The sequence below is a fragment of the Planktothrix paucivesiculata PCC 9631 genome (genome assembly GCF_900009265.2).
GTDB classification, from domain to species: Bacteria; Cyanobacteriota; Cyanobacteriia; order Cyanobacteriales; family Microcoleaceae; genus Planktothrix; species Planktothrix paucivesiculata.
This window is the reverse complement of the sequence record NZ_LR735021.1, coordinates 176,828-197,473: the sequence shown is the minus strand read 5'-3', so window position 1 is coordinate 197,473 and position 20,646 is coordinate 176,828. Positions and strand designations below refer to the sequence as shown.

Genomic DNA, 20,646 nt, shown 5'->3' with positions numbered 1-20,646 from the left:
GCTACCACCCATGTAATCAATAATCTATCCCAACTCCCCGATGCCGTCTTTACAGGAAAGTATGGAGTTGTCAAGTATGGAAAGTATGGTTTAAGTTAGATTGATATTTTCTCAAAGCTAAAAAATCTATGGAATTTGAGCAGGCATTGGAAGTGGTCAAAGGTGCGATCGCTCCCAGAATTGCTAGAACACTCACTGAGGTTGAAGTGGCTCTTCTGTTCGGTGCCTGGAACAACTTAACCTACGATCGCATTGCCGAGCGCTCAGGCTATTCCATCAACTATCTCCAACGGGACATTGGCCCCAAATTTTGGAAACTTCTCAGTGAGGCACTAGGCCGCAAAGTCAACAAAACCAATCTGCGCGGCATTATTACTCACTTTGATACCCCGACGGCTATCCCCCAACCTCAAGTCCAACGTTCAATTGATTGGGGTGAGGCGCTCGATGTTTCCAACTTCCAAGGTCGAGGTGAAGAGATTGAAACCCTGACCCAATGGATAATACAAGATCGCTGCCGACTCATTGCCCTCGTGGGAATGGGGGGAATTGGTAAAAGTACCTTAGCGGCTAAAGTCGCTCAACTCTTACAAGAACAATTTCAATTTTTGATTTGGCGATCGCTCCGTAACGCCCCTCTCTTAGATACCTTATTGTCTGAACTGGTGCCTTTCCTTTCTAACCAGCAAGATATCCAAGCTAAACCCGAACGACTCCTGTACTGGTTACAAACCCATCGCTGCTTAGTGATTTTGGATAATCAAGAAACGATTTTACAAGCTGGCAATTGCGCCGGATACTACCAGCCAGATTTTACAGACTATGGTGAATTATTGCAATTACTGGGAGAAGCCAGTCATCAGAGTTGTATTGTACTCACCAGTCGTGAGAAATCTGCCCAAGTTGCCATATCAGAAGACTTAAACGGAGCAGTGCGATCGCTATGTCTAAGCGGTTCCTGGGAAACCTCCCTCGCCTTAATGGACTCCAAACAACTCATCGGAACCGATGCAGAAAAACGTCGCCTGTGTAAATTATATTGTTGCAATCCCCTCGCCCTAAAAATTGTTGCTGCCTCAATTCAGAGTTTGTTTGAAGGGAATATTAACTCTTTTTTGCAAGAAAATATATTAGTATTTAATGGAATTCATCGCTTATTAAATCGGCAATTTGAGCGGTTGTCTCCTATCGAACAAACTATCATGTATTGGTTGGCTATTAATCGAGAATGGACAACTATTGCAGAACTACAAGATGATATTGTCCCTCCGATTTCACGGGCAACCCTATTAGAATCCCTAGAATCCTTAACGCGACGCAGCTTAATTGAAAAGCGCTCAGGCGAATATACCCTACAGCCCGTGGTGATGGAATATGTTACAGACGGTTTAATTCAGCAACTTGTCACCGAACTGTTAACGGTTAAATTCTCATATTTTCATCGCTACGCCCTAATTAAAACAACAGTTTTAGACTATATTCGAGACAGTCAAGTTCGATTAATTTTACAGCCCTTAATCCAAAAACTCCAAGACTCACTTTACAATTCTGAAACCCTAGAGCAGCATCTGCAATCGATTTTAACCGCATTACGCCACTGCTCCACGCCATTCTTAAGCTACGGCGTCGGTAACTTGATCAATCTGTGCCGACACCTACAAATTGACCTGACGGGATGGGACTTTTCTCATTTAAAAATTCGCCATGCCGACTTGCGAGGTGCGACCTTACAGGACATCAATTTTCAATCGGCTCATTTTGCTCAATCCCTCTTTACCCAACTATTTACGGGGGGAGCCTGGGTGAAATTTAGCCCCGATGGGCGACGCTTTGCCGTTGGAGATAACAATGGAGGACTACATATTTGGCAGTTTAAACCGATGCAGCCATTGATGACAATCCAGGCTGGACGAGGCTGGATTAAAGCAGGGGACTGGAGTGTTGATGGCACAATGATAGTCTGTTGTGCCGAACACAGAATTCAGGTTTGGGATACTCGCACGGGTCAATGCTTGCGCGAGTTTCAGGGATATACGAAATGGGTTTTTTCCCTGGCTTGGAGTCCCGATGGTCAAAAACTGGCTTGTGGAGGGCAAGATCCATTGATCATGGTTTGGGATGCAGCAACGGGAACCTGTCTAACTCGCTTAGGCCCAAGCAAGCTAACGAATCAGAGTTGTTGGGTTCATGATGTCGCATGGCTTGCCAATGGGACTATTTTGGCAGGAGCCTACACCGATCATACGATTAAACTCTGGGATGTCACTAAAGGGGACTGTATTCGTGTAATTCCGGCCCATGAATATTGGGTGTTGTCCTTAGCGTTGCATCCCAATGGCAAAGTCCTCGCCAGCAGTGGATATGATAAAACCGTCAAACTGTGGGATTGGCAAACCGGAGAGTGCTTACAGGCAACCACCACCCAGGATTGTATCTATCGAGTGGAATGGAGTCCAGATGGTCATAGACTGGCTGGGGGAAGCCTCGCTCAAATCCTGCCTCTGTGGGATAGTTCTCTCAACTGTTTGCACGTGTTTCAGGGGGAACAGAGTTTGGTTTGGGCGATCGATTGGAGTCGAGATGGCAGTACCCTCGTCAGTGTATCCTTTGATCAAGTGATTAAATTCTGGAATTATGAAACGGGTGACTGTTTCAAAACATTGCGGGGCTATAGTAACTCCTGTTGGTATGTCCGGTGGAGCAAAGACGGAGTTCGGCTTTTGAGTAGTAACACGAACTATACCGTGCAACTGTGGGATAGCCAAACGGGTGAATGCTTAAGGGTATTTCAGGGACATACCAAAGAAGTGTTATCGGTTGCCTGGAGTCCTGACGAACGCTTGATTGTGAGTGGTAGTGCAGATGCCACAGTTCGCATTTGGGAGGTTCAGACTGGGCGATGCTTAAAGGTGTTATCAGGACATGAGAATTGGGTGCGGTCAGTGGCTTGGAGGCGGGATGGAAGTTATGTCATTAGCGGTGGTAACGATCAAACCGTAAGGATCTGGGATGCTTACTCTGGGGAATGTTTATTAACCCTATCGGGTCATCAGAACCAAGTGATGTCGGTTGTTGAGTTCCCAGTGGGCAACCGGGTAGCAAGTGGGAGTGCAGATGGAACTATTCGGCTGTGGGATTTGAGCCAAGGGGTTTGCGAGCGCGTGATTGAGGCGAATCATCCGATTCATTCGATTGCCTTGAGTCCTGATGGTAAAACTCTGGTTAGTGGAGATTATGATGGGAACGTTCAACTGTGGGATGTAGCCTCTGGAGCGTGTTTAAGAACGTTACAGTCTCCAGCCACTGGACATATTTATTCCGTAGCTTGGAATGTCGATGGCTATCAGGTGGCGAGTGCCAGTACAGATACCTCCGTCAGAATTTGGGATGTGAGGACGGGTGAATGTGAGCAGGTTATTGAGGGTAAAAATCATGCTTGGTCAGTGGATTGGAATCCTGTGAAACCGTTATTGGCGATCGCATTTTTGGAACAGCCTATTCAACTGTGGGATATACAGACCTATAAATTAATACAAACCTTAAAGAGCATTCTTCCTTACGAAGGCATGAATATTACGGGGGTAACAGGGATTTCCGAGGGGCAAAAAACTACTCTCAAAGCATTAGGTGCGATTCAAGAAGGTGTAGATGAGGAATGCTGGTATCGCTAAAAATCTCTCTAGGTAAGCGTTTCGGGCGATATGGCGGAATTTTTCATGAATCGTTGCAATACCCCGAATACACACATCCAACACAGAAAGCCAAAGGTGATAAACAACTTACCCTATAGGAGAAATAAAAATCATGCAAGCCAATGAAATCACACTTTATGAACTAGAAGAACGATTAAACCTACAAGTCGCTACCGATAGCAACTTCTTTACGGAATGGCTAGAACCGATAGCACTCTCTGAAGAAGAAAAAGCCAAGTGCGATCGCATCCGCAACCAATTTATGCGACAAGTGCTATATCGCCGTAAAACCATCGAAGTATTAGTCAAAATGCTAGTTTTATCGCCATTGTTAGACATAGCAGGTTTTTATCAAGACCCCTTTGATATTTCGGCTGAAGACCCAATTATCATTGACGAAGAAGACAATAATGAGCCTGTGCGTGGTCGCTTAGATGTCTTGGTATTTAATGGCAAACTATGGATAGCCGTTATCGAAGCCAAAGGCTTGAAATTCAGTACATATTCTGCCATTCTTCAGACCCTTGCCTATATGTACGCCAGCCCCAACCAACCAACTCATCCTACCTTTGGCATGGTGACAAATGGGAATAAACGTGAGTTCGATGGAGTGCGATCGCGATAAAACAGACGACTATTGAGCAGGCGATCGCGATAAAACAGACGACTACTGGGCAAGCGATCGCGATAAAACAGACGACTACTGGGCAGGCGATCGCGACAAAACAGACGACTATTGGGCATATGATCTAATCAGTAAGCGTGGGAAAATAGAGATGTAACCAGCAAATATTAGACAATTAAGGAGGCTTTTATGGATCACAGAGCATCACACTTAGACATAACAAAAGTTTTTTGTGACCTGGATGACTTTTGTCAAGTATTTGAACCCTTATTGGCACAAATGTTGTTACCAGAAGTGGTGGGTCAAAGCCGACCCAAAACCCGCTTGACTTTAAGTGAAATAATGACAATATTGATCGGATTTCATGGTTCACGTTACCGAACATTTAAAGACTTTTACCGATTACAAGTAATGGCATATTGGTCAAAAGCTATGCCTAACTTAGTCAGTTATAATCGTTTTGTTGAGTTAATGTCTTATGCTTTATTAGCACTATGTTGTTACTTTGAATATTGTTGTAAAGGCGAGGTAACTGGAACAAGTTTTATCGATTCGACCGCCTTAAAGGTCTGTCATGAAAATCGAGCAAATAGCCATAAAGTCTTTGCTGGACTAGCGGAATGGGGGAAAAGTTCAATTGGCTTTTATTTTGGATTTAAGTTACATTTAATCATCAACGACTATGGGGAAATTTTAAATTTTCAAGTCACACCTGCTAATGTTGATGACCGAAAAGTAGTCCCAGAATTAACAGAAGGAATTGTGGGAAAAATTTTTGGAGACAAGGGATATATTTCCGAAAAATTATTTAAGCAATTACATGAAAAAGGTTTACAACTGATAACTAGGCTGAAGAAAAACATGAAAAATAAACTAATGTTGTGGTCAGATAAAATGAAATTAAGAAAAAGAGGTATAATAGAATCAGTGAATGATCAACTGAAAAACTTATGCCAAATTGAACATACAAGACATCGAAGTGTAGGTAATTTTATGGTGAATTTAGTAGCCGGAATGATTGCTTATACTTATCAACCTGAAAAGCCATCATTGTATGAGATTAAACAACCAGTTTATCATTTTGAATAAACTCAAATTTCCCGCGCATTAAATAAACATTAAAACTGACAAGCTAATTTCACTTCCCGCCTGAGAACTTACAGCTTGTGGCTTCGCCGTGAGCGTCAGCCGAAGGGTGTGGCGATCAAACTCCATCGAACTCACGTGGAATAACTTTTTATTCCTGAAAATGGAAAAATCGAGACAACCAGAATACGCATGGTCAGCCGAGTTTTCGCTACTAGATCCCCGTACCAACTCACTTTATGAAGTATTAGGCATTCTCAAAGGTCTATCTACCAAAATTTCATGAAGTAGTTTCAATAATTCCTAATTTTAAATATCCTCAAAATACAGTCGGAGACTACGAGACATAGATGGCTTCTGTTTCAATAACATCTCTAATTTGAGGCTTTAACATCTTCTTGCTAACTACATCTACGGGACATCCCAAACTATCCTCCAGAAAAAACTTTAAGTCCATGTAACAGTCAAACGTCACCTTACCGTCAAACTCCACTAATAAATCAATATCACTGTTAGCCGTGGCTTCATCCCTGGCTACCGAACCAAATAAAGCCAGAGACTTTACACCATAACCCCGAATTTCTGCCCCATGAGCTTTTAAAAAAGCGATTAAATTTTCTCGGTTCATTTTTTAAATCCTCAGCCATTTTTTAGGGAATAAACCACAATAATCCTGATATTAGATCATATTATTCAGAGCAATTTATCAGCATATTTTTCTAGCCACACGTGCAAAGCATTTTCGTCAATTTCCCCCGATGCTAAACCCTCCATCACTAATACTATCTCCGGCTCTGGTGCGTTAAAACCATAACCATTCAACCCCAAAAAAATATACATTGCCATAAAAGCTGTCCGCTTATTCCCATCCACAAAGGGATGATTTTTACACAAAGCAAAACAATAAGCCGCCGCCAATTCCCAGAGCGAAACTTCCGACTGATAAGAAAATCTATGCTGGGGACGGGCTAAACTCGCGGCTAATAACGGGCTATCTCTCACCCCAGATAACCCACCATACTGAGAAATCAAATCTTCATGGATAGCAAGCACCATTTGTTCCGTTAGCCAAGTTGGTTCATTCACTTAGCGAGTTCCTTCAACGCCTGACGAAACTTCTGGCTACCTTGGCGATAAATAGCCATCGCCTTCTCAAATTCAGGGTCATAAGGACTAAGCTGGAGTCCATGTTCAGTTTCCGTCACAAATACAGTATCCCCTTCGGAAAGGTTGAGCTTTTCTAATAACTCCTTAGAAAATGTCACCCCTACGGAATTACCAATTTTGCGTAACTTTAAGGTCTGGATCATGAAACTTACCCCAATGTAATTACAAATGTAACTACTATATTAACGTTAAATTCCCAACTCCTCAAATGAGTATAACTATCAAACCAAATCCGCTAACAAATCAGTAACTTCCCCCTGCTGATTTTTCCGATTATCGTCATAAATCATCAACGTATTCAAATCTGAATGGCGACTCAATTTCTGCACCTTTCGCACATCTCCATTCGTTGCTTCCAATGCCGCCGTTATCCCCGAATGACGAATCCGATGAGGCGATAACGGCTTATTAATCCCCGCTTCTCTGGCAATTTGACTAACAATCTTATAAACCCCCGTCCCCGTCAGCCGATGTCCATAACTCGCTCTATCTAACGCAATAAACAACGGTTTAGAGCGTTTTAATTCTCGTCTAGCTACCAACCAATCTTGCAAAGCTTCCACCGTCGGCTTCGATAACGTTACCGCTTCCTTCTGTGTTCCCTTCCCCTTCCCCAAAATCTTCAACGTTTTCCCCTCCAAATCCAAATCCTCAAGATTGGCTTGGCACACCTCCTCCCGCCGTAGGACATTATCCCATAACAACCTTAATAACGCATAATCTCGTTTGCCCTTAAGTATGCGACGATTGGGAATTTGTAACATCCTCTTAAACGCCACCGGGGGAATTCCCGTCGTATCCCGATAAGTCTTAACCTTCTCCCCCTTCAATTCTGCCAATGTCCAAGCACATTGTCCAATCCGATAAGCGAATGCAACCAACGCTTTAATCGCGGCTAAACGTCGATTCACCGTTGCTTCTGATAACTTCCTCGACAGTAATTGTTGCTTATAACCTAATACCAAACTTAAGGCTTGTTCCTTGGATAACTGTAAAAACTCAATCACTAACTGAGCGGTGGGTTCTTGATGAGCAACTGCCCAAAAGAAATCCTTCAAATCCCGATGATAAGCTTTCCGGGTATTCTCCGAACGCTTTGTGGCTAACAAATCCTCCATCACATTACGTTCAGTTAATGTCCCCGCAACAAAAGCTGGAACAATTTCAACAGCAGAATTAGACGGGAGGGTGTTCATAGGAAGTTTTAAGAGTGCGGAGTGGAGAGTGCGGGGTGCGGAGTGCGATTTAGATAGAGTTGAGGAAGATTAGAATAGAATCTAGGTTTGATTTTATCTCAATTAACCCTAAACAAAGATTATGATTCAAGCTATACCTAAAACTGTAACGTTTGATGAATTTATTGCTTGGTATCCAGAAGAGTCGGGATGTCACTATGAACTACACAACGGAGAAATTGTACAAATGCCTAAACCCACAGGCACACATTCGCGGGTAGCTGGTTTTCTGATTGCTGAACTGAACTTTGAAATTAGACGATTAAAACTTCCCTATTTTATCCCTAAAGAAAGCGTGATTAAATCGGCGCGTGATGAGTCTGGATATGAACCTGATGTGATTGTCATCGATGGACGACGAGTTGCAGAGAATCCCCGATGGGAAAAAGAATCGATTATCACTCAAGGAAGTTCTGTCCCCTTGGTTATTGAAGTAGTTTCAACCAATTGGAGTGATGATTATGCTTTAAAATTAGAAGAATATGAGGTTTTAGGGATTGCTGAATATTGGATTGTCGATTATTTAGGATTAGGAGGAAGAAGATTTATCGGAAATCCTAAACAACCGACTCTTTCTATTTACCAGCTTGTTGAAGGCGAGTATCAAGTCAGTCAATTTCGAGAAAATCAACGCATTGAATCACTCACTTTTCCAGAGTTGAGTTTAACCGCTTCCGAGATTTTCCAAGCCAGTTTTTGAGGAATTAATTTAAGAATTTAATTCAGCCAGCCCTAAATTTCAACCAACAATTGAGAAATTGCTTGCTGTTGAGCCAGCGTAGCATACTTACTATCTGCCTCAATAAAGTTAATCTCAGGTTCCTTACTTAAATTAGACAAATCATGGTAAATCTCGTAATCTTTCCTCTCTGTTAAATCCCAAACAACCAGCGTAATTTCTGACCAAAAATTTAAGGGCTCAGGTTTGACCAAATCTCCAATGACTCCCAAGCGAGTTACCCCATATTTAGAACGCAATAGGGTAGCAGCTTGACGAGCCAAATCCCACCAAACTGCTTTCCGTTGGGCATCTTGCCAGCTTAGAGTTTCTGTTTCTAATAACGCTGTTACCCACTCAACGGGTGGCAAGACCTTTAAAGCATCTGCTAAACCAAAGGTCATCAGTAACATTCCCATCAAGTTACGAATGCCTTCTTTACTGCCAATTTGAGGTTTGCCATCCCAAAACTCAAACTTGGCTTCTGGAGACCAAGAAATATACTGTTCAAAAGAAATCGGTACTGGCTCTAGCTGCAATTGCGGATTAAATGGTAAACATCCCCAACCTAAACCATTCTCTACCGTTCGCAGTCTTCGACCTTTTGGCTGTGTGCCTTCAATGTAAACAATTGGAGGGTCTTGGGGCCAGCTATACCAGTCTTCATCTTCTCTCCACAGATTGTCGGGGGCAAAAACTAACCCCGGTACGCTCTGCGGTCGGTAGCATCCTGATGCGTCAGGAGCCATGCGCTCGTATTTTCCGTTGAATAAGCGCCAAAATTCGATTTCTTTTTGGGCCAGACTGAGAATAATGTACTCTGGCACTCCACCTGCTGCGTAATAGTCTCGTTTAATGATGCGGTCTGCGTATTCATGTCCGGGTCGCAGTATTTCGATGACCATTTCGGCTGGCCCTTCCAGGTAGTATTCTCTGAGTGTGTTGCGCGGTGGCCCCAGAAATAATAGGATGTCTGGGGTGAAGCCATTGTTACCCAGGCGCATGACAAAATCGCGGCTGAATGATTGTCCTCCTAGTCTTTCTGCGATTTCCCACAAGGAGTGGCTGATATAACTGCGGATGGGATTGTGATGGTTTTCTTCTCCTCTAAAGCCGGGTATCAGGTCTTCTGGTTGGTAGGGGAAACTGGCAGCCCAGGTTTGTAAGGTGGTAATGATGGCTTCTGTACTGTCTGGAATGGGCGCGTTATAGGTAAGACGGAGAGCTTCTAACCATTGTTGTATGGGGGCTAGGGCGATGGCGGCCCGCGCTCCCCATCCGGTGAGAATTTGTTTGAGTAGCAGACGGCTGCCAACTAGGGTATTACCGACGATTAGCTTGGATTCGATCAATTCTAGTTTGGCTTCTGGGCCGGCGTCGATAAATTCGTTGAACAGGTTTGATGTCATTGCCACATCTCCTTGAATATAAACCCTGGAAATTTAATCCTGAATGAGATCATGTCGAGATGGGTGTACCCACTTCAGATATTATGATTGGTTTTCATTCCCCATTCAAACGCCAATTTCAAATGAAAAACTAAGCGTCAGAGAACGTGCATTATCTTAACCTAACTCTCCCTAATCATTATTACGCAAGCAACACAGCTTTCCTCTCTTGGGGAAGGCTGTTTTCACACGGGTTGAGAAATTAAGAGCCGGAAAGTCGAGGTAACGTTAAAACTTTTTCCAAATATTCCAGATACAGCAGTTGTCGAGGCGTAAATTCTACACGCTGTTGCAACACATCCAGCAACGCGATTTCCAGTTCATCTAAGTCCAAACTTCGGAGTCGTAATACCTTTGAAGCAACTTGTAAAAATTCCTCTGTTGGCTCATCAATTTCTACTAAATCTCGACTGTAAAATTGCAGCATTTCACTCCCCAAGTTCAGCACAATTAACCCAGAAGTTCCTGTGCCTTCCACCCTTCCCCAATACCCATTCCAGCGATTGTCCGAGGGAGCAAAGGTTAGGTTCGGGTCAATGTTGACAACGGCAAAGTCCCCCGATACAAATAAGCGGGGGTCATCAAGACTGGCTTCTTCGGCCAGCAGTAGAGCAGCTTCTTTGGGAGTCCGAGCTTGACCTGTAGCAATTAAATCTAAGATTTGTTTTTGTTGTTTTCGAGGCAGTTTCAGTAAGGAATAAGCCGCTTGAATACTAACGGTGTTGAGAATTGAACGCCAAGCATCAGCCCATTCTTCGTTTCCGGCTTTGATTTCCCAATCAATCTGAGCCACGACTTTAGCCGCTTTAGTATAAGTGACACCCGAACCCAAACCCACCTTAGCAGCAACTAAATCACGGGTGGTTCCCTTCCTACCTTCTGAAAATATATCCATAAGGTTGTCGGGTTCATCAATTTTAAGTCCGGCTTCTTGCCGTTGTTTGGCGCGCGCCGATTCAATTTCTTTCCAAGAGTTGGCTTCTCGAACTTTTTGTTCCCGGGTTTTGGGTCGGGCGAGATTTTCACTCAGGAGGGCTTCGAGTTCACAGAGTCGGTTGGGAAAGGCTCGAATTTCAACGGGAATGGCGCTCCACTTTAATTGTAGGGCAGCTTGCCAGCGTCGATGACCACTAACAATAATCTGTTTTGGGGTGATGAGAATGGGGTTAATCCAATTGGACAATTGAATTTGTTCGACCAATTCCTCGATGTTCATCCGACCATAGATTTTCAGGTAGCGGGGATGGGGTTTGAGGAGTTTGGGGTCTACGGTTGTTAGAGTGGAGTGGGCATCGGGTAGAGAGGACAAGTGGGATAGTTTGTTGACAGTTTAATTATTTGGGATTAAGTATACTCGCCATTTTAAGCGATCGCTTCACTGAACGAAATGAATCAAACCGAACATAGTGGAAAATTTTCCACTATGTTCTAAATTAGTTCGTGTTCCTTTGTGTCAAATCTCTAACTCCAACGGTCAGAAGTTTTCACTTCCACTTCAATCAGATGTTAGATTAGCACTGAAGTCGAAAAATAAGCGGCTATGAGCAAACAAAAACTCACAATTGCACATCAATATTGGCAGCTACTTTGGAGCGTTTTGCTAGTGCTGACAATTTGGAATATGCCTCAATGCGCCTTAGCAGAGGTTAATCAACAGGACATCAATGGGATTATTCAGGCGCGGGAGATAGCCTTAAAAGCTATCAACACTCGTGATTTTTCCAAAATTGAGCCTTACTTACACCCCTCATTCACGATTACAACTGTGGATAACCAGGTGTTTCATAAGGTGCAAGAGTTTGAGACATACTGGAATCAGCAGTTTTCCAATTCGATCCAAAAGATCGCAATGGAAGTTAAGGTGGATGATCCGAGAAGCTTTCTCGCGCCGGAGACTGCGGTTTCCTATGGAGATGCGATCGCAACCTTCTCTTTCCAAGATGGTAATTCTGCTAATATGGCAATGCGGTGGACAGCCGTGATGCAGAAGTTTCAGGGCAGATGGACGATTCAATCCCTGCATTTCTCGTCTAATCTACTGAATAACCCGGTACTGCATGGCGCTCAACAAGCGGGGCGTGCGATCGCAGTTGCTACGGGGTTGGGCGGTGCCATAATAGGGGCTGTGGGGATGCTGTTCTGGCATCGTTGGCGCAGACAAGTAACGTCAAAGCTGTAGCTAATAGAATGGAAACTCGTATTGATCGCTCAAGTCATGATCTCCGTGCCGAGTCGGATCGACATTGGAAAGCAAGGCTGGTGGTTCTACTCATTTGGGGTATGGTCAGTCTACTGCACTGGCAACCCCAAACGCAATGGTTCATGGGGGGATTAACAGCAATCCTGACGATTCAAATCCTACGGATGTTGATAGCAAAACCAACTTCGCTCCAGATGGAAGTTGATGTCGATTTACCCAGAGTTTCTATTTTAGTTCCTGCTAAAAATGAAAGTGCAGTTTTAACTGATTTAATTGATAACTTATTTCACCTAAATTATCCAACTTCTCTTTTGGATATCTGGGTAATTGATGATGGGAGTACGGATCAAACTCCCCATATTTTGAGTCAATTACAAAGTCAATTTCCCCAATTACAAGTACATCGTCGAGAATCAAACGGTGGTAAAGCTGGGGCATTGAACTCAGTTTTTCCCTTTACCCAGGGAGAGATTATGTTAATTTGTGATGCCGATGCTCAACTTCCGGCCGATTTCTTAATGCAAACAGTTCCTTTATTTAGGCAAAGTGCCATCGGTGCCGTACAAACCCGAAAAACGATTTCTAATGCAGATACCAATTTCCTGACTCGTTGCCAACAAATGGAAATGAATTGTGATGCTTTTCTGCAAACTCATCGCATTGCGGCGGCGGGAATGACTGAACTCCGGGGGAATGGAATGTTAGTGCGGCGAGAATTGCTAGAACAGTGTAACGGTTGGAGTGAAGATACGGTAACTGAAGATTTAGATCTCACTTTCCAGCTATATTTAATCGGTGCAGAAATCGAGTTTGTTACGTTATCAGCAGTTCAGGAGGAAGGTGTGACAAACTGGAAAAGCCTTTGGCATCAACACTGTCGCTGGGCAGAAGGGGGCTATCAACGTTACCTCGATTATTTTCCCCACATTTTAACTTTAAATTGGAAAAAAGAACTTGATTTATTATTATTTTTATTGTTACAATTTCTACTTCCTATAGGGTTAATTGCCGATCTCTTATGGACAGTTTTTTATAGCCACCATCCCGTTCTTTTTCCTCTACAAACTTTACTTGGGTTACTTCTAACGGTTGGGTTTATGGCAGGAGTTTACCAATATCAAAGTTTACGAGGATGGCAATTAATTTGGGCAACAATTCAAGGTTCGTTTTATATGGTGCATTGGATTCCTGTGATGATTTTTGTTACTTTAAGGATGTGTGTGAAAGGGAGGCGAGCGCAGTGGATAAAAACAGAGCATTATGGGCAAAAGGGTTATAAAATAAGCATAAAGTAACTCTATACAAACAGTCTCTATCCTTTTCAATAAACTTCCGACATGAAAGTTCAATCTGTCCAGTTAAAGTATTTCAAAAAGTTTCGGGAGCGGTCATTCGATTTCACCGATCCAGAAACTGGATTAGCACGAGATATTATAGTCATAATAGGAATGAACGGCTCTGGAAAAACAAGCCTTTTACAAGCAATAGCTGCTACACTGGGAGTTGCAACTGGGCGATTAAAAAAACTTCCTAAATTACAATGGCCAGGATTTAACTATGAATTGTTAGGGAGTAATTGGGGAAGGTTTGAACCAGAAGTAACTCTAAAAGTACAATTTCCTAGCCCAGAACTCGAAGCAGTGGGTGAGTTTCATCACAAATTACAAAAGATGAGCCACGATTTACCAGTTTCTCCCGCTAACGAACATAGTGTATCTCTTAGATGGCAAGGTGAGGGCGTTCAAGCAAACACGGCGGCTGAATTGTTTCAATTCAAAGGACGAGAATATGCAAAGCAATTACTTCGTTCAGAAGGGTTTCAGGTGTTTGAACGAGTTGGCACAGTTTTTTGGTATACAGAGCAAAGAACTTCAACTAGCTTAACTACTGAAAACGTGGATGGCAAAATTGAAATCACAGATGATATTTTACGCGATCGCCTATCAAAGTGGCGAATATTTCATCAAGATGTGAAAGACAAAAATCTGCAATTGCGTCCTGGGCAGAAAGACTTATATGCTGAAATTGAACAAGCTTATAAAGCCGTTTTTCCAGAACGTAGCTTTGAAGGTTCAATTCCACGAGAGGGTATCGATGATATTCTCAGCGAACCTTGGTTTTATCTCTACGATGGTAAAAATCACTATGAAATTTCTGAGATGTCTGGGGGTGAGCGTGCTACCTTTCCCATCTTGATGGACTTTGCCAATTGGAATATTCATAATTCGGTGATATTGATTGATGAGATTGAGTTACATTTACACCCACCTATGCAACAAGCATTGTTGAGAGCTTTACCCAAATTAGGGAAAAATAATCAATTTATCATTACAACTCACTCCGATTATGTAGAGCAGTTAATACCTGAAGCATCCATTGTCCGCATCGAGGTATAATTGTGAGTGTTGTTAGCGGTGGAAAAATAATTTTTTGTGAAGGGAAGGGGAGCAGCTTAGATTATAGCTTGCTTGACAAAGTAGTTGATGGCATACCAGGTGATCGATGCACAATTGTGCCTGCGGGTAGTAAATTTACTTTTTCAATCTTTGCTGAAGGCTACCTCTCTAATAATCAAGCAGTAAATCAGAAATACATTGTTTTTCGCGATCGCGATTTCGATATTCAACCAACTGCTAACTGCCAATTACTTCCACTAGGTAATAGGTTAGGTAATAGTTCTATTGTTTTAACTTATCGCGCTTGTATTGAGAACTATCTCTTAGATCCTAATTTAATTCACACCTATTGGCTAGAAAATTACAGGCAGAAGCAGGAAAATCCTAAACTTTCTAAGTGGGGACATCAAGATTCACCAGGAATTGATCTCATTTCAGCATGGATTGAAAGTAGTGCCAAGAACCTGCAAGCTTACCAAGCTGTACGCTGGGCGTTGAGTGACTTGGTTAACATGAGTGCAGCACGAGAACAACTCAAAACGACATGGACAGGCAATAGTGGTACACTGCCCGCTTCATTGGATTTACAAGATTGTAAAAGTGAAGCTTTAGGGTTAATTAACGAATTTAGACAAGCTGTTGAAACAGTCACAACAGAAAAATTTGAAGACAGCCTTGCGATGTATCAAAATCAGTTTGAACAAGAGAACTTTTGGACACAGAAACAGTATTTAATATGGTTTCATGGAAAAGATATTCAAAGGCAAATGGAAATGCAGAAGCAATTGCAGCAACAAAAACATCACTATATTTCTCTAACAAAATATTTTCGTTGGGGAATTAATAACCTTGACTTTACTCAACATCCCGATATTATGGAATTACGCTCAAGAATCGAACAATTATAGCTTAACTTCTATTGCATTAGGATGAATTACAACAACTAACAACCCAAACAACAAAAAATTATGTTAGATTTGCTAATTCAAAACGGGTTAATTTTCGACGGTTTAGGCTCCGCACCAATGCGAGGAGATATTGGGATTGAAAAGGGTAAGATTGTGGCGATGGCGTTAGCCGCCTGCCAAGGCATCGCATCTTCTCTCCCCCCCAATGCTCATCAAATTATCGATGCGTCCGGTTTATGGGTAACACCGGGATTTATCGATATTCACACTCACTACGATTTAGAGTTAGAAATTGCACCCGGATTAAGCGAATCAGTGCGTCATGGTGTGACCAGCGTGGTGATTGGTAATTGCAGCTTATCGGTTGCCGTGGGTCAACCCCAAATGCTGGCAGATATATTTCAGAGAGTCGAAACTCTTTCCCATAAATTGATTGAAAAATGGTTAAAACAATCGGTTTCTTGGCAGACCCCCGCAGAGTATTTAAAACATTTAAAACAATTAAAACTGGGTGCTAATGTGGCGCCTTTATTGGGGCATAGTGCCTTACGCGCTCATGTGATGGGATTAGAACGTAGCTTAACCGTTCAACCTTCAGAAACTGAACTTAAAACTATGCAACAAATTGCCACAAATGCTTTAGATGCTGGATTTATTGGCATTTCAATAGATATGTTTCCCTGGCATCGGATGAGTGGAGAATGGAGGGGTTGTACAATCCCATCCCAACACGCCAAACTTCCAGAATATGCGATGCTTGCTGATCTTTGTCGAGAACGAGATTTAGTGTTTCAAGTCACTCCAAATTTACAGCGACTTGCCTCTTTTTTAGATATTCTTCGCATGGGTTCTGGAATTGGGCAAAAACCGTTAAGGCTGACCGTTTTATCAGCGTTAGATGCCGTTCATGATCGCAAATTGTGGCGCATTTTTTCTCCCTTGCTCTATTTTTGGAACCACATTCTTAAGGGGAATGTTCGCTTTCAAACGTTAACCGAACCCTTCACAATTTATTCTGATGGTTCCGTGACTCCTTTATTTGAAGAATTCCCCACAGGCGCACAACTCAATAGCTGCAATTCACGACAAGAACGACAAACTTTATGGGATTCGGAAACTTTTCGCCGTCAATTTCGCCAAGAATGGTTAAATAATTGGCGAAAATCATTTCATCGTCAGTTAGATTTAATGGAAATTGTGCGTTGTCCTGAAACGAGTTGGCAAGGATTAAGTTTTGCTGAAATTGCTGCTCAAAAACACCAGGAACCTGTAGATTTGTTTATTGAAGCATTGCGGAAGTATGACACGGATTTGCGTTGGGTGGCGACGGGAGCAAATGATCGTTTAGCACCTCGTTTAGCACTGATGCAGCATCCCTATATTTTGCCCGGTTTCACTGATGCGGGGGCTCATGTCCGTAACTTGGGTTACTACGATGGGGCGTTATCTTTGCTCAAGCAAGCTGTGACGACAGAATTCTTGACACCGGAAAAGGCGATCGCTCGCGTTACCGGAGAACCCGCTCGTTGGTTTAGGCTGGATACGGGTGTTCTGAAGGTTGGCGCTCAAGCGGATCTATTACTACTAAATCCTCAAGCGCTCAACCAACCCATTAGTCCCCAAGTCGAAATTTTAGATCCAATTTTAGATGGCGAACCTCGCATGGTTAAACGGGGATCGGAAGAAATTGTGGAAGCGGTTTATATTAAGGGAATTCAAGTTGTTAATCGAGGTCAAGTTAGGGAAATTTTAGGTCGAGAACGTCTGGGAACCCTTTTATCTCCTTCTTATTAATCAAATCGTTTATGAAATTTATCACTCCTAATTTCAACCCAAAATTGAACAATAAAATTAGCGATCGCATTCTCAATCATCCTTTTACAGACTACTGGGATATTTTTGTTCTGAAACACCAACACCCGCTCAATATAAGCCTTCACATTATCGGTATATTCTTCTTTTACGGCTTACTTTTCATCAGTTGGAAATCGCACAATTATTGGTTACTCTTCGGTTTGCCTATTACGCAGTTAATCGGATTAGCTGGACATTTTTTATTTGAACGAAGTGCTATTGATTTACAGGATGCTATCTTCTCATGGCGAGCATCTTTTTGTTTAGGTAAACTGTTATTTAGGGTTCTATCGGGAAAATATAGAGAGGATATTCGTCAACGTCAAGAAATTTTACAACAGTATCAGTTAAAAGTCAATTAACTAATTTTAAAATTAAGGTTTTTTATGCAAAAATTTAATAACTGGAATATTATTGCCAAAGGTTGGTATATTGCTTGCCCTAGTCAAGAATTACCTCAAAAAAAAGCAAAATCTGTAGAAATTTGCGGTCAAAAAATTGTCATTTTTCGAGGTGAAGATGGAAAAGTTCGGGCCTTAGATGCCTATTGTCCTCATCTCGGAACAGATTTAGGAATTGGGCAAGTTGAGGGAAATTGGATTCGCTGTGCATTTCATCATTGGGCATTTGATGAAACAGGAGTTTGTCAAAATATTCCTTGTCAAGTGGAAATCCCTACTCAAGCTAAATTAACAGCTTACGCAACGGAGGAAAAGTACGGCTTTATTTGGATTTATCCTGATGCTAAAGCATCGGAAGGTGTGGTTGAATTTGATGAATTGAAGGGAAAAGAGATTATTAGCCAAGCTGATACCGCTTTTGAAAGAAGTTGCCATCATCATATTTGTATGATGAATGGAATTGATGCTCAACATTTGAAAACCATTCATCATTTAGATATTAAAATGGAGCTATCTTTAAACAGAAATGAATTAGGGACACAAATTGACTTTACGATGCGGGGACAATTCCCCCAAACAACTTGGCGAGAAAGGTTAGGGCAATATTTTTTAGGGTCTAGTTATGAGTATTCTATGCGTTATGCAGATGGCTGCATTGGTTTACTGACAATGATGAAAAATGTACGGCTATTTCCTCCCCTTCACATGATTTATGCTTACACGGCGATCGCACCACAAAGAACCCGAATTCAACCGATTTATGTCACCGAAAAACGTCAGGGAATCCTGGGTTATTTGTTCAGTCAGTTTTTATTATTTTGTACCCGTTTGGCTTATTATATGCTCAGGGATGAAGATGGCAAAATTTATGATAATATTCGGTTTAATCCCCAGATAATCCTCAGTATTGATCAACCCTTAGTTCAATATATAGAGTATGTTAATCAGCTTCAACCCTCTGAATGGTCACGGGATGAAAATTGTCATTTAAGATGAATCTATTAAAAATCACTTAATCCTAAAAAATAGGAACTCATTTGCATTAAGTTTATTATCTTAATAAAGGTGAGCTATTGCTGTTCTCAAATAACATTGAGTAAACTAGAAGAGTATACTTGAAAACCGAGTTCCGGTAGTCTCCAAATCATGAAAAGTTGGCTAGTTCCCGTTACAAAGCTACATCTTAGCGATCGTACTTCTATGTATACCCTTTTAGACAATCATTTTCTGGGTATTACATGGGATGGGTTCCAGACCGATCTTGATCGCAAAAATTGGGTATTATTGTTAAGAGATGAAACAACTAATACTCTAAAAGGCTTTTCGACCTTAATGTTGTGTCAGACGAGTTTTTTAGGGGAAAAAATTAGTGTTATTTATTCAGGGGATACGATCGTCGATCCCAGTGTTTGGTTAAGCACCACCTTACCTCGAACTTGGATCGCTGCCGTTAATTTTTTACGTCAAAAACATACTGAAAATAAACTCTATTGGCTTCTCATTTGTTCGGGTTTTCGTACCTATCGGTTTCTGCCCATATTTTGGAAAGAGTTCTATCCTCAATACAATACAAATACCCCTGTTTTTACTGAAAAGTTAATGGCAAGTTTAGCCGAAGAATATTATGGTGATTTTTATAACAAAGCAACGGGAATTGTCCGCTTTCAATCTCCCCAGATTCTTCAGGATAAATTAATAGAAATTCCATCGGGACGACAAACTAACCCTCATATTCATTTTTTTACAACTCAAAACCCAGGTTATAAATTAGGTGATGAATTGGTTTGTTTAACAGAAATTTGTTATGAAAATCTCACCCCGGCGGGACAACGAATGTGGGATGCAGAATCACCCCTAGAATTTGTGCAAAACTCGGTTTTAATTTAATTCTTATGTCTGATCAAAAACCTCATGCTATTTTTAATAATCCCACTCAATTTGTTGAGGGATGGTACTGGGCATTACCCTCTAAAGAATTAAAAGTTGGGAAGGTGAAAGCGGTCACACTTTTGGGAAGAAATTTAGCCATTTATCGGGGTATTAGCGGTCAGGTGGTGGCGTTAGATGCTTATTGCCCCCACATGGGTGCTCATTTGGCAGAAGGGAAGGTAGAAGGGGATGAAATTCGCTGTTTTTTCCATAATTGGAAATATAATGGGGATGGAATTTGCATCGATATTCCTTCGTTGGAAAAACCCCTAAATGTGTCTATAAAAACTTGGCAAACGGCAGAAAATTATGGTCTAATTTGGGTGTGGGTGGGAGAAGGTTCACCTAATTTACTGCCTTTTGTACCGGAATTAGAACAGGTAGATTGCGATTATCGTTTGGGGACTCGATTTATTAAAAACTGTCATCCGAATGTGCTGCTAATTAATGCGATCGATGCTCACCACTTTAATACAGTTCACAATTTACCTTTAGAGATTATTTTTGATTCTAAAGAACTGAATTCTCATGCTATTACTTTTAGCAATACAACCAGGGGAGGTGATGATTATGGGTTAATTCGTTTGATTCGTCCCCTCTATAAAAATGAAGTGACTTATAGTATGTGTTATTGGTATGGTAGCACGGGAACAGTAACCCTTGGCCCCGATTTTTTGCACTTCTATATTGTCTTTGCACTCCGAATGATTGAGGGAGGAAAAACCGAGGGACAAACAATTTTAATAACCCCGAAAAGATCGGGATGTTTGAAATGGGGAATTAATCAGGGGTTACTGTGGTTAACTCAACAGGTTGGTAATTACTTTGCTAAGGGGGATACACAAGTCTTTCAAACCATTCAATTTGACCTAAAAACCCCCACAAAAGCGGATCATTCCATTCGAGAATTTATGCAACAGGTTAACCGCCAGAAAGCACTGAACTGGAAAACTTGGGAAGCAGTTGATCAGGTATAAAATCGCGATC

At 41.8% G+C, this 20,646-nt stretch carries 19 protein-coding genes; 13 read left to right on the top strand and 6 right to left on the bottom strand.

Features of this window, described 5'->3' with window-relative positions; genetic code table 11:
• The first annotated feature begins 128 nt into the window (after window positions 1–128).
• From PL9631_RS18120 to PL9631_RS18110, 3 genes are all read left to right on the top strand, one after another.
• Window positions 129–3,671, top strand: coding sequence for a WD40 domain-containing protein (locus PL9631_RS18120; RefSeq protein WP_083622458.1), 3,543 nt, complete (start codon window positions 129–131; stop codon window positions 3,669–3,671).
• 133 nt (window positions 3,672–3,804) lie between these two features.
• Window positions 3,805–4,317 carry a hypothetical protein gene (locus PL9631_RS18115; protein ID WP_083622456.1) on the top strand — a complete coding sequence of 171 codons (513 nt, stop codon included), beginning with the start codon at window positions 3,805–3,807 and terminating at the stop codon, window positions 4,315–4,317.
• Between the two features lie 189 nt (window positions 4,318–4,506).
• Window positions 4,507–5,406, top strand: a complete 900-nt coding sequence (locus PL9631_RS18110) for an IS982 family transposase (protein WP_083617988.1) — start codon at window positions 4,507–4,509, stop codon at window positions 5,404–5,406.
• Between the two features lie 334 nt (window positions 5,407–5,740).
• Here the strand turns inward: PL9631_RS18110 and PL9631_RS18105 are convergent, their stop codons facing one another.
• From PL9631_RS18105 to PL9631_RS18090, 4 genes are all read right to left on the bottom strand, one after another.
• Entirely contained in the window at window positions 5,741–6,031 is a 291-nt protein-coding gene (locus PL9631_RS18105; protein WP_083622454.1) for a nucleotidyltransferase family protein, read from the bottom strand.
• A 65-nt stretch (window positions 6,032–6,096) separates the two neighbouring features.
• Window positions 6,097–6,489: a type II toxin-antitoxin system death-on-curing family toxin gene (locus PL9631_RS18100; protein WP_083622453.1), complete on the bottom strand. Its 393-nt coding sequence runs from the start codon at window positions 6,487–6,489 to the stop codon at window positions 6,097–6,099.
• Window positions 6,486–6,713 (bottom strand): AbrB/MazE/SpoVT family DNA-binding domain-containing protein, encoded by a 228-nt coding sequence (locus tag PL9631_RS18095; RefSeq protein WP_016953657.1) that lies wholly within the window; start codon window positions 6,711–6,713, stop codon window positions 6,486–6,488. Before PL9631_RS18095 ends, PL9631_RS18100 begins: the two co-directional genes overlap by 4 nt.
• 78 nt (window positions 6,714–6,791) lie before the next feature.
• Window positions 6,792–7,766: a tyrosine-type recombinase/integrase gene (locus PL9631_RS18090; protein ID WP_083622451.1), complete on the bottom strand. Its 975-nt coding sequence runs from the start codon at window positions 7,764–7,766 to the stop codon at window positions 6,792–6,794.
• Window positions 7,767–7,887: 121 nt separating this feature from the next.
• On the opposite strand from PL9631_RS18090, the gene PL9631_RS18085 reads away from it, so the two are divergent.
• Window positions 7,888–8,505 (top strand): Uma2 family endonuclease, encoded by a 618-nt coding sequence (locus tag PL9631_RS18085; RefSeq protein WP_083622450.1) that lies wholly within the window; start codon window positions 7,888–7,890, stop codon window positions 8,503–8,505.
• A gap of 32 nt (window positions 8,506–8,537) precedes the next feature.
• On the opposite strand, the gene PL9631_RS18080 is transcribed toward PL9631_RS18085, so the two are convergent.
• Together PL9631_RS18080 and PL9631_RS18075 are read right to left on the bottom strand one after the other, a co-directional pair.
• A complete protein-coding gene (locus PL9631_RS18080) occupies window positions 8,538–9,932 on the bottom strand; it encodes a Uma2 family endonuclease (RefSeq protein WP_083622448.1) in 1,395 nt (464 codons plus the stop codon).
• Between the two features lie 241 nt (window positions 9,933–10,173).
• Window positions 10,174–11,280, bottom strand: coding sequence for a ParB N-terminal domain-containing protein (locus PL9631_RS18075; RefSeq protein WP_083622447.1), 1,107 nt, complete (start codon window positions 11,278–11,280; stop codon window positions 10,174–10,176).
• Window positions 11,281–11,511: 231 nt separating this feature from the next.
• Between PL9631_RS18075 and PL9631_RS18070 the strand changes: the two genes are divergently transcribed.
• The 9 genes from PL9631_RS18070 (at window position 11,512) to PL9631_RS18030 (ending at window position 20,636) form a co-directional block, all read left to right on the top strand.
• A complete protein-coding gene (locus PL9631_RS18070) occupies window positions 11,512–12,150 on the top strand; it encodes a YybH family protein (RefSeq protein WP_083622445.1) in 639 nt (212 codons plus the stop codon).
• A gap of 8 nt (window positions 12,151–12,158) precedes the next feature.
• Window positions 12,159–13,466: a glycosyltransferase gene (locus tag PL9631_RS18065; RefSeq protein WP_083622443.1), complete on the top strand. Its 1,308-nt coding sequence runs from the start codon at window positions 12,159–12,161 to the stop codon at window positions 13,464–13,466.
• Between the two features lie 42 nt (window positions 13,467–13,508).
• Entirely contained in the window at window positions 13,509–14,567 is a 1,059-nt protein-coding gene (locus PL9631_RS18060; RefSeq protein ID WP_083622442.1) for an AAA family ATPase, read from the top strand.
• Window positions 14,568–14,569: 2 nt separating this feature from the next.
• Window positions 14,570–15,475, top strand: coding sequence for a DUF4435 domain-containing protein (locus PL9631_RS18055; protein ID WP_083622440.1), 906 nt, complete (start codon window positions 14,570–14,572; stop codon window positions 15,473–15,475).
• Between the two features lie 60 nt (window positions 15,476–15,535).
• Complete coding sequence (locus PL9631_RS18050; RefSeq protein ID WP_083622439.1) at window positions 15,536–17,269, top strand: N-acyl-D-amino-acid deacylase family protein; 1,734 nt, start codon at window positions 15,536–15,538, stop codon at window positions 17,267–17,269.
• An 11-nt stretch (window positions 17,270–17,280) separates the two neighbouring features.
• Complete coding sequence (locus PL9631_RS27075; protein WP_083622437.1) at window positions 17,281–17,691, top strand: Mpo1-like protein; 411 nt, start codon at window positions 17,281–17,283, stop codon at window positions 17,689–17,691.
• 24 nt (window positions 17,692–17,715) lie between these two features.
• A complete protein-coding gene (locus PL9631_RS18040; protein ID WP_083622436.1) occupies window positions 17,716–18,726 on the top strand; it encodes an aromatic ring-hydroxylating oxygenase subunit alpha in 1,011 nt (336 codons plus the stop codon).
• A gap of 150 nt (window positions 18,727–18,876) precedes the next feature.
• Window positions 18,877–19,617, top strand: a complete 741-nt coding sequence (locus PL9631_RS18035) for a hypothetical protein (protein ID WP_083622434.1) — start codon at window positions 18,877–18,879, stop codon at window positions 19,615–19,617.
• A 5-nt stretch (window positions 19,618–19,622) separates the two neighbouring features.
• On the top strand, window positions 19,623–20,636 hold the full coding sequence (locus tag PL9631_RS18030; RefSeq protein WP_083622433.1) for an aromatic ring-hydroxylating dioxygenase subunit alpha: 1,014 nt from the start codon (window positions 19,623–19,625) through the stop codon (window positions 20,634–20,636).
• Window positions 20,637–20,646: the final 10 nt, after the last annotated feature.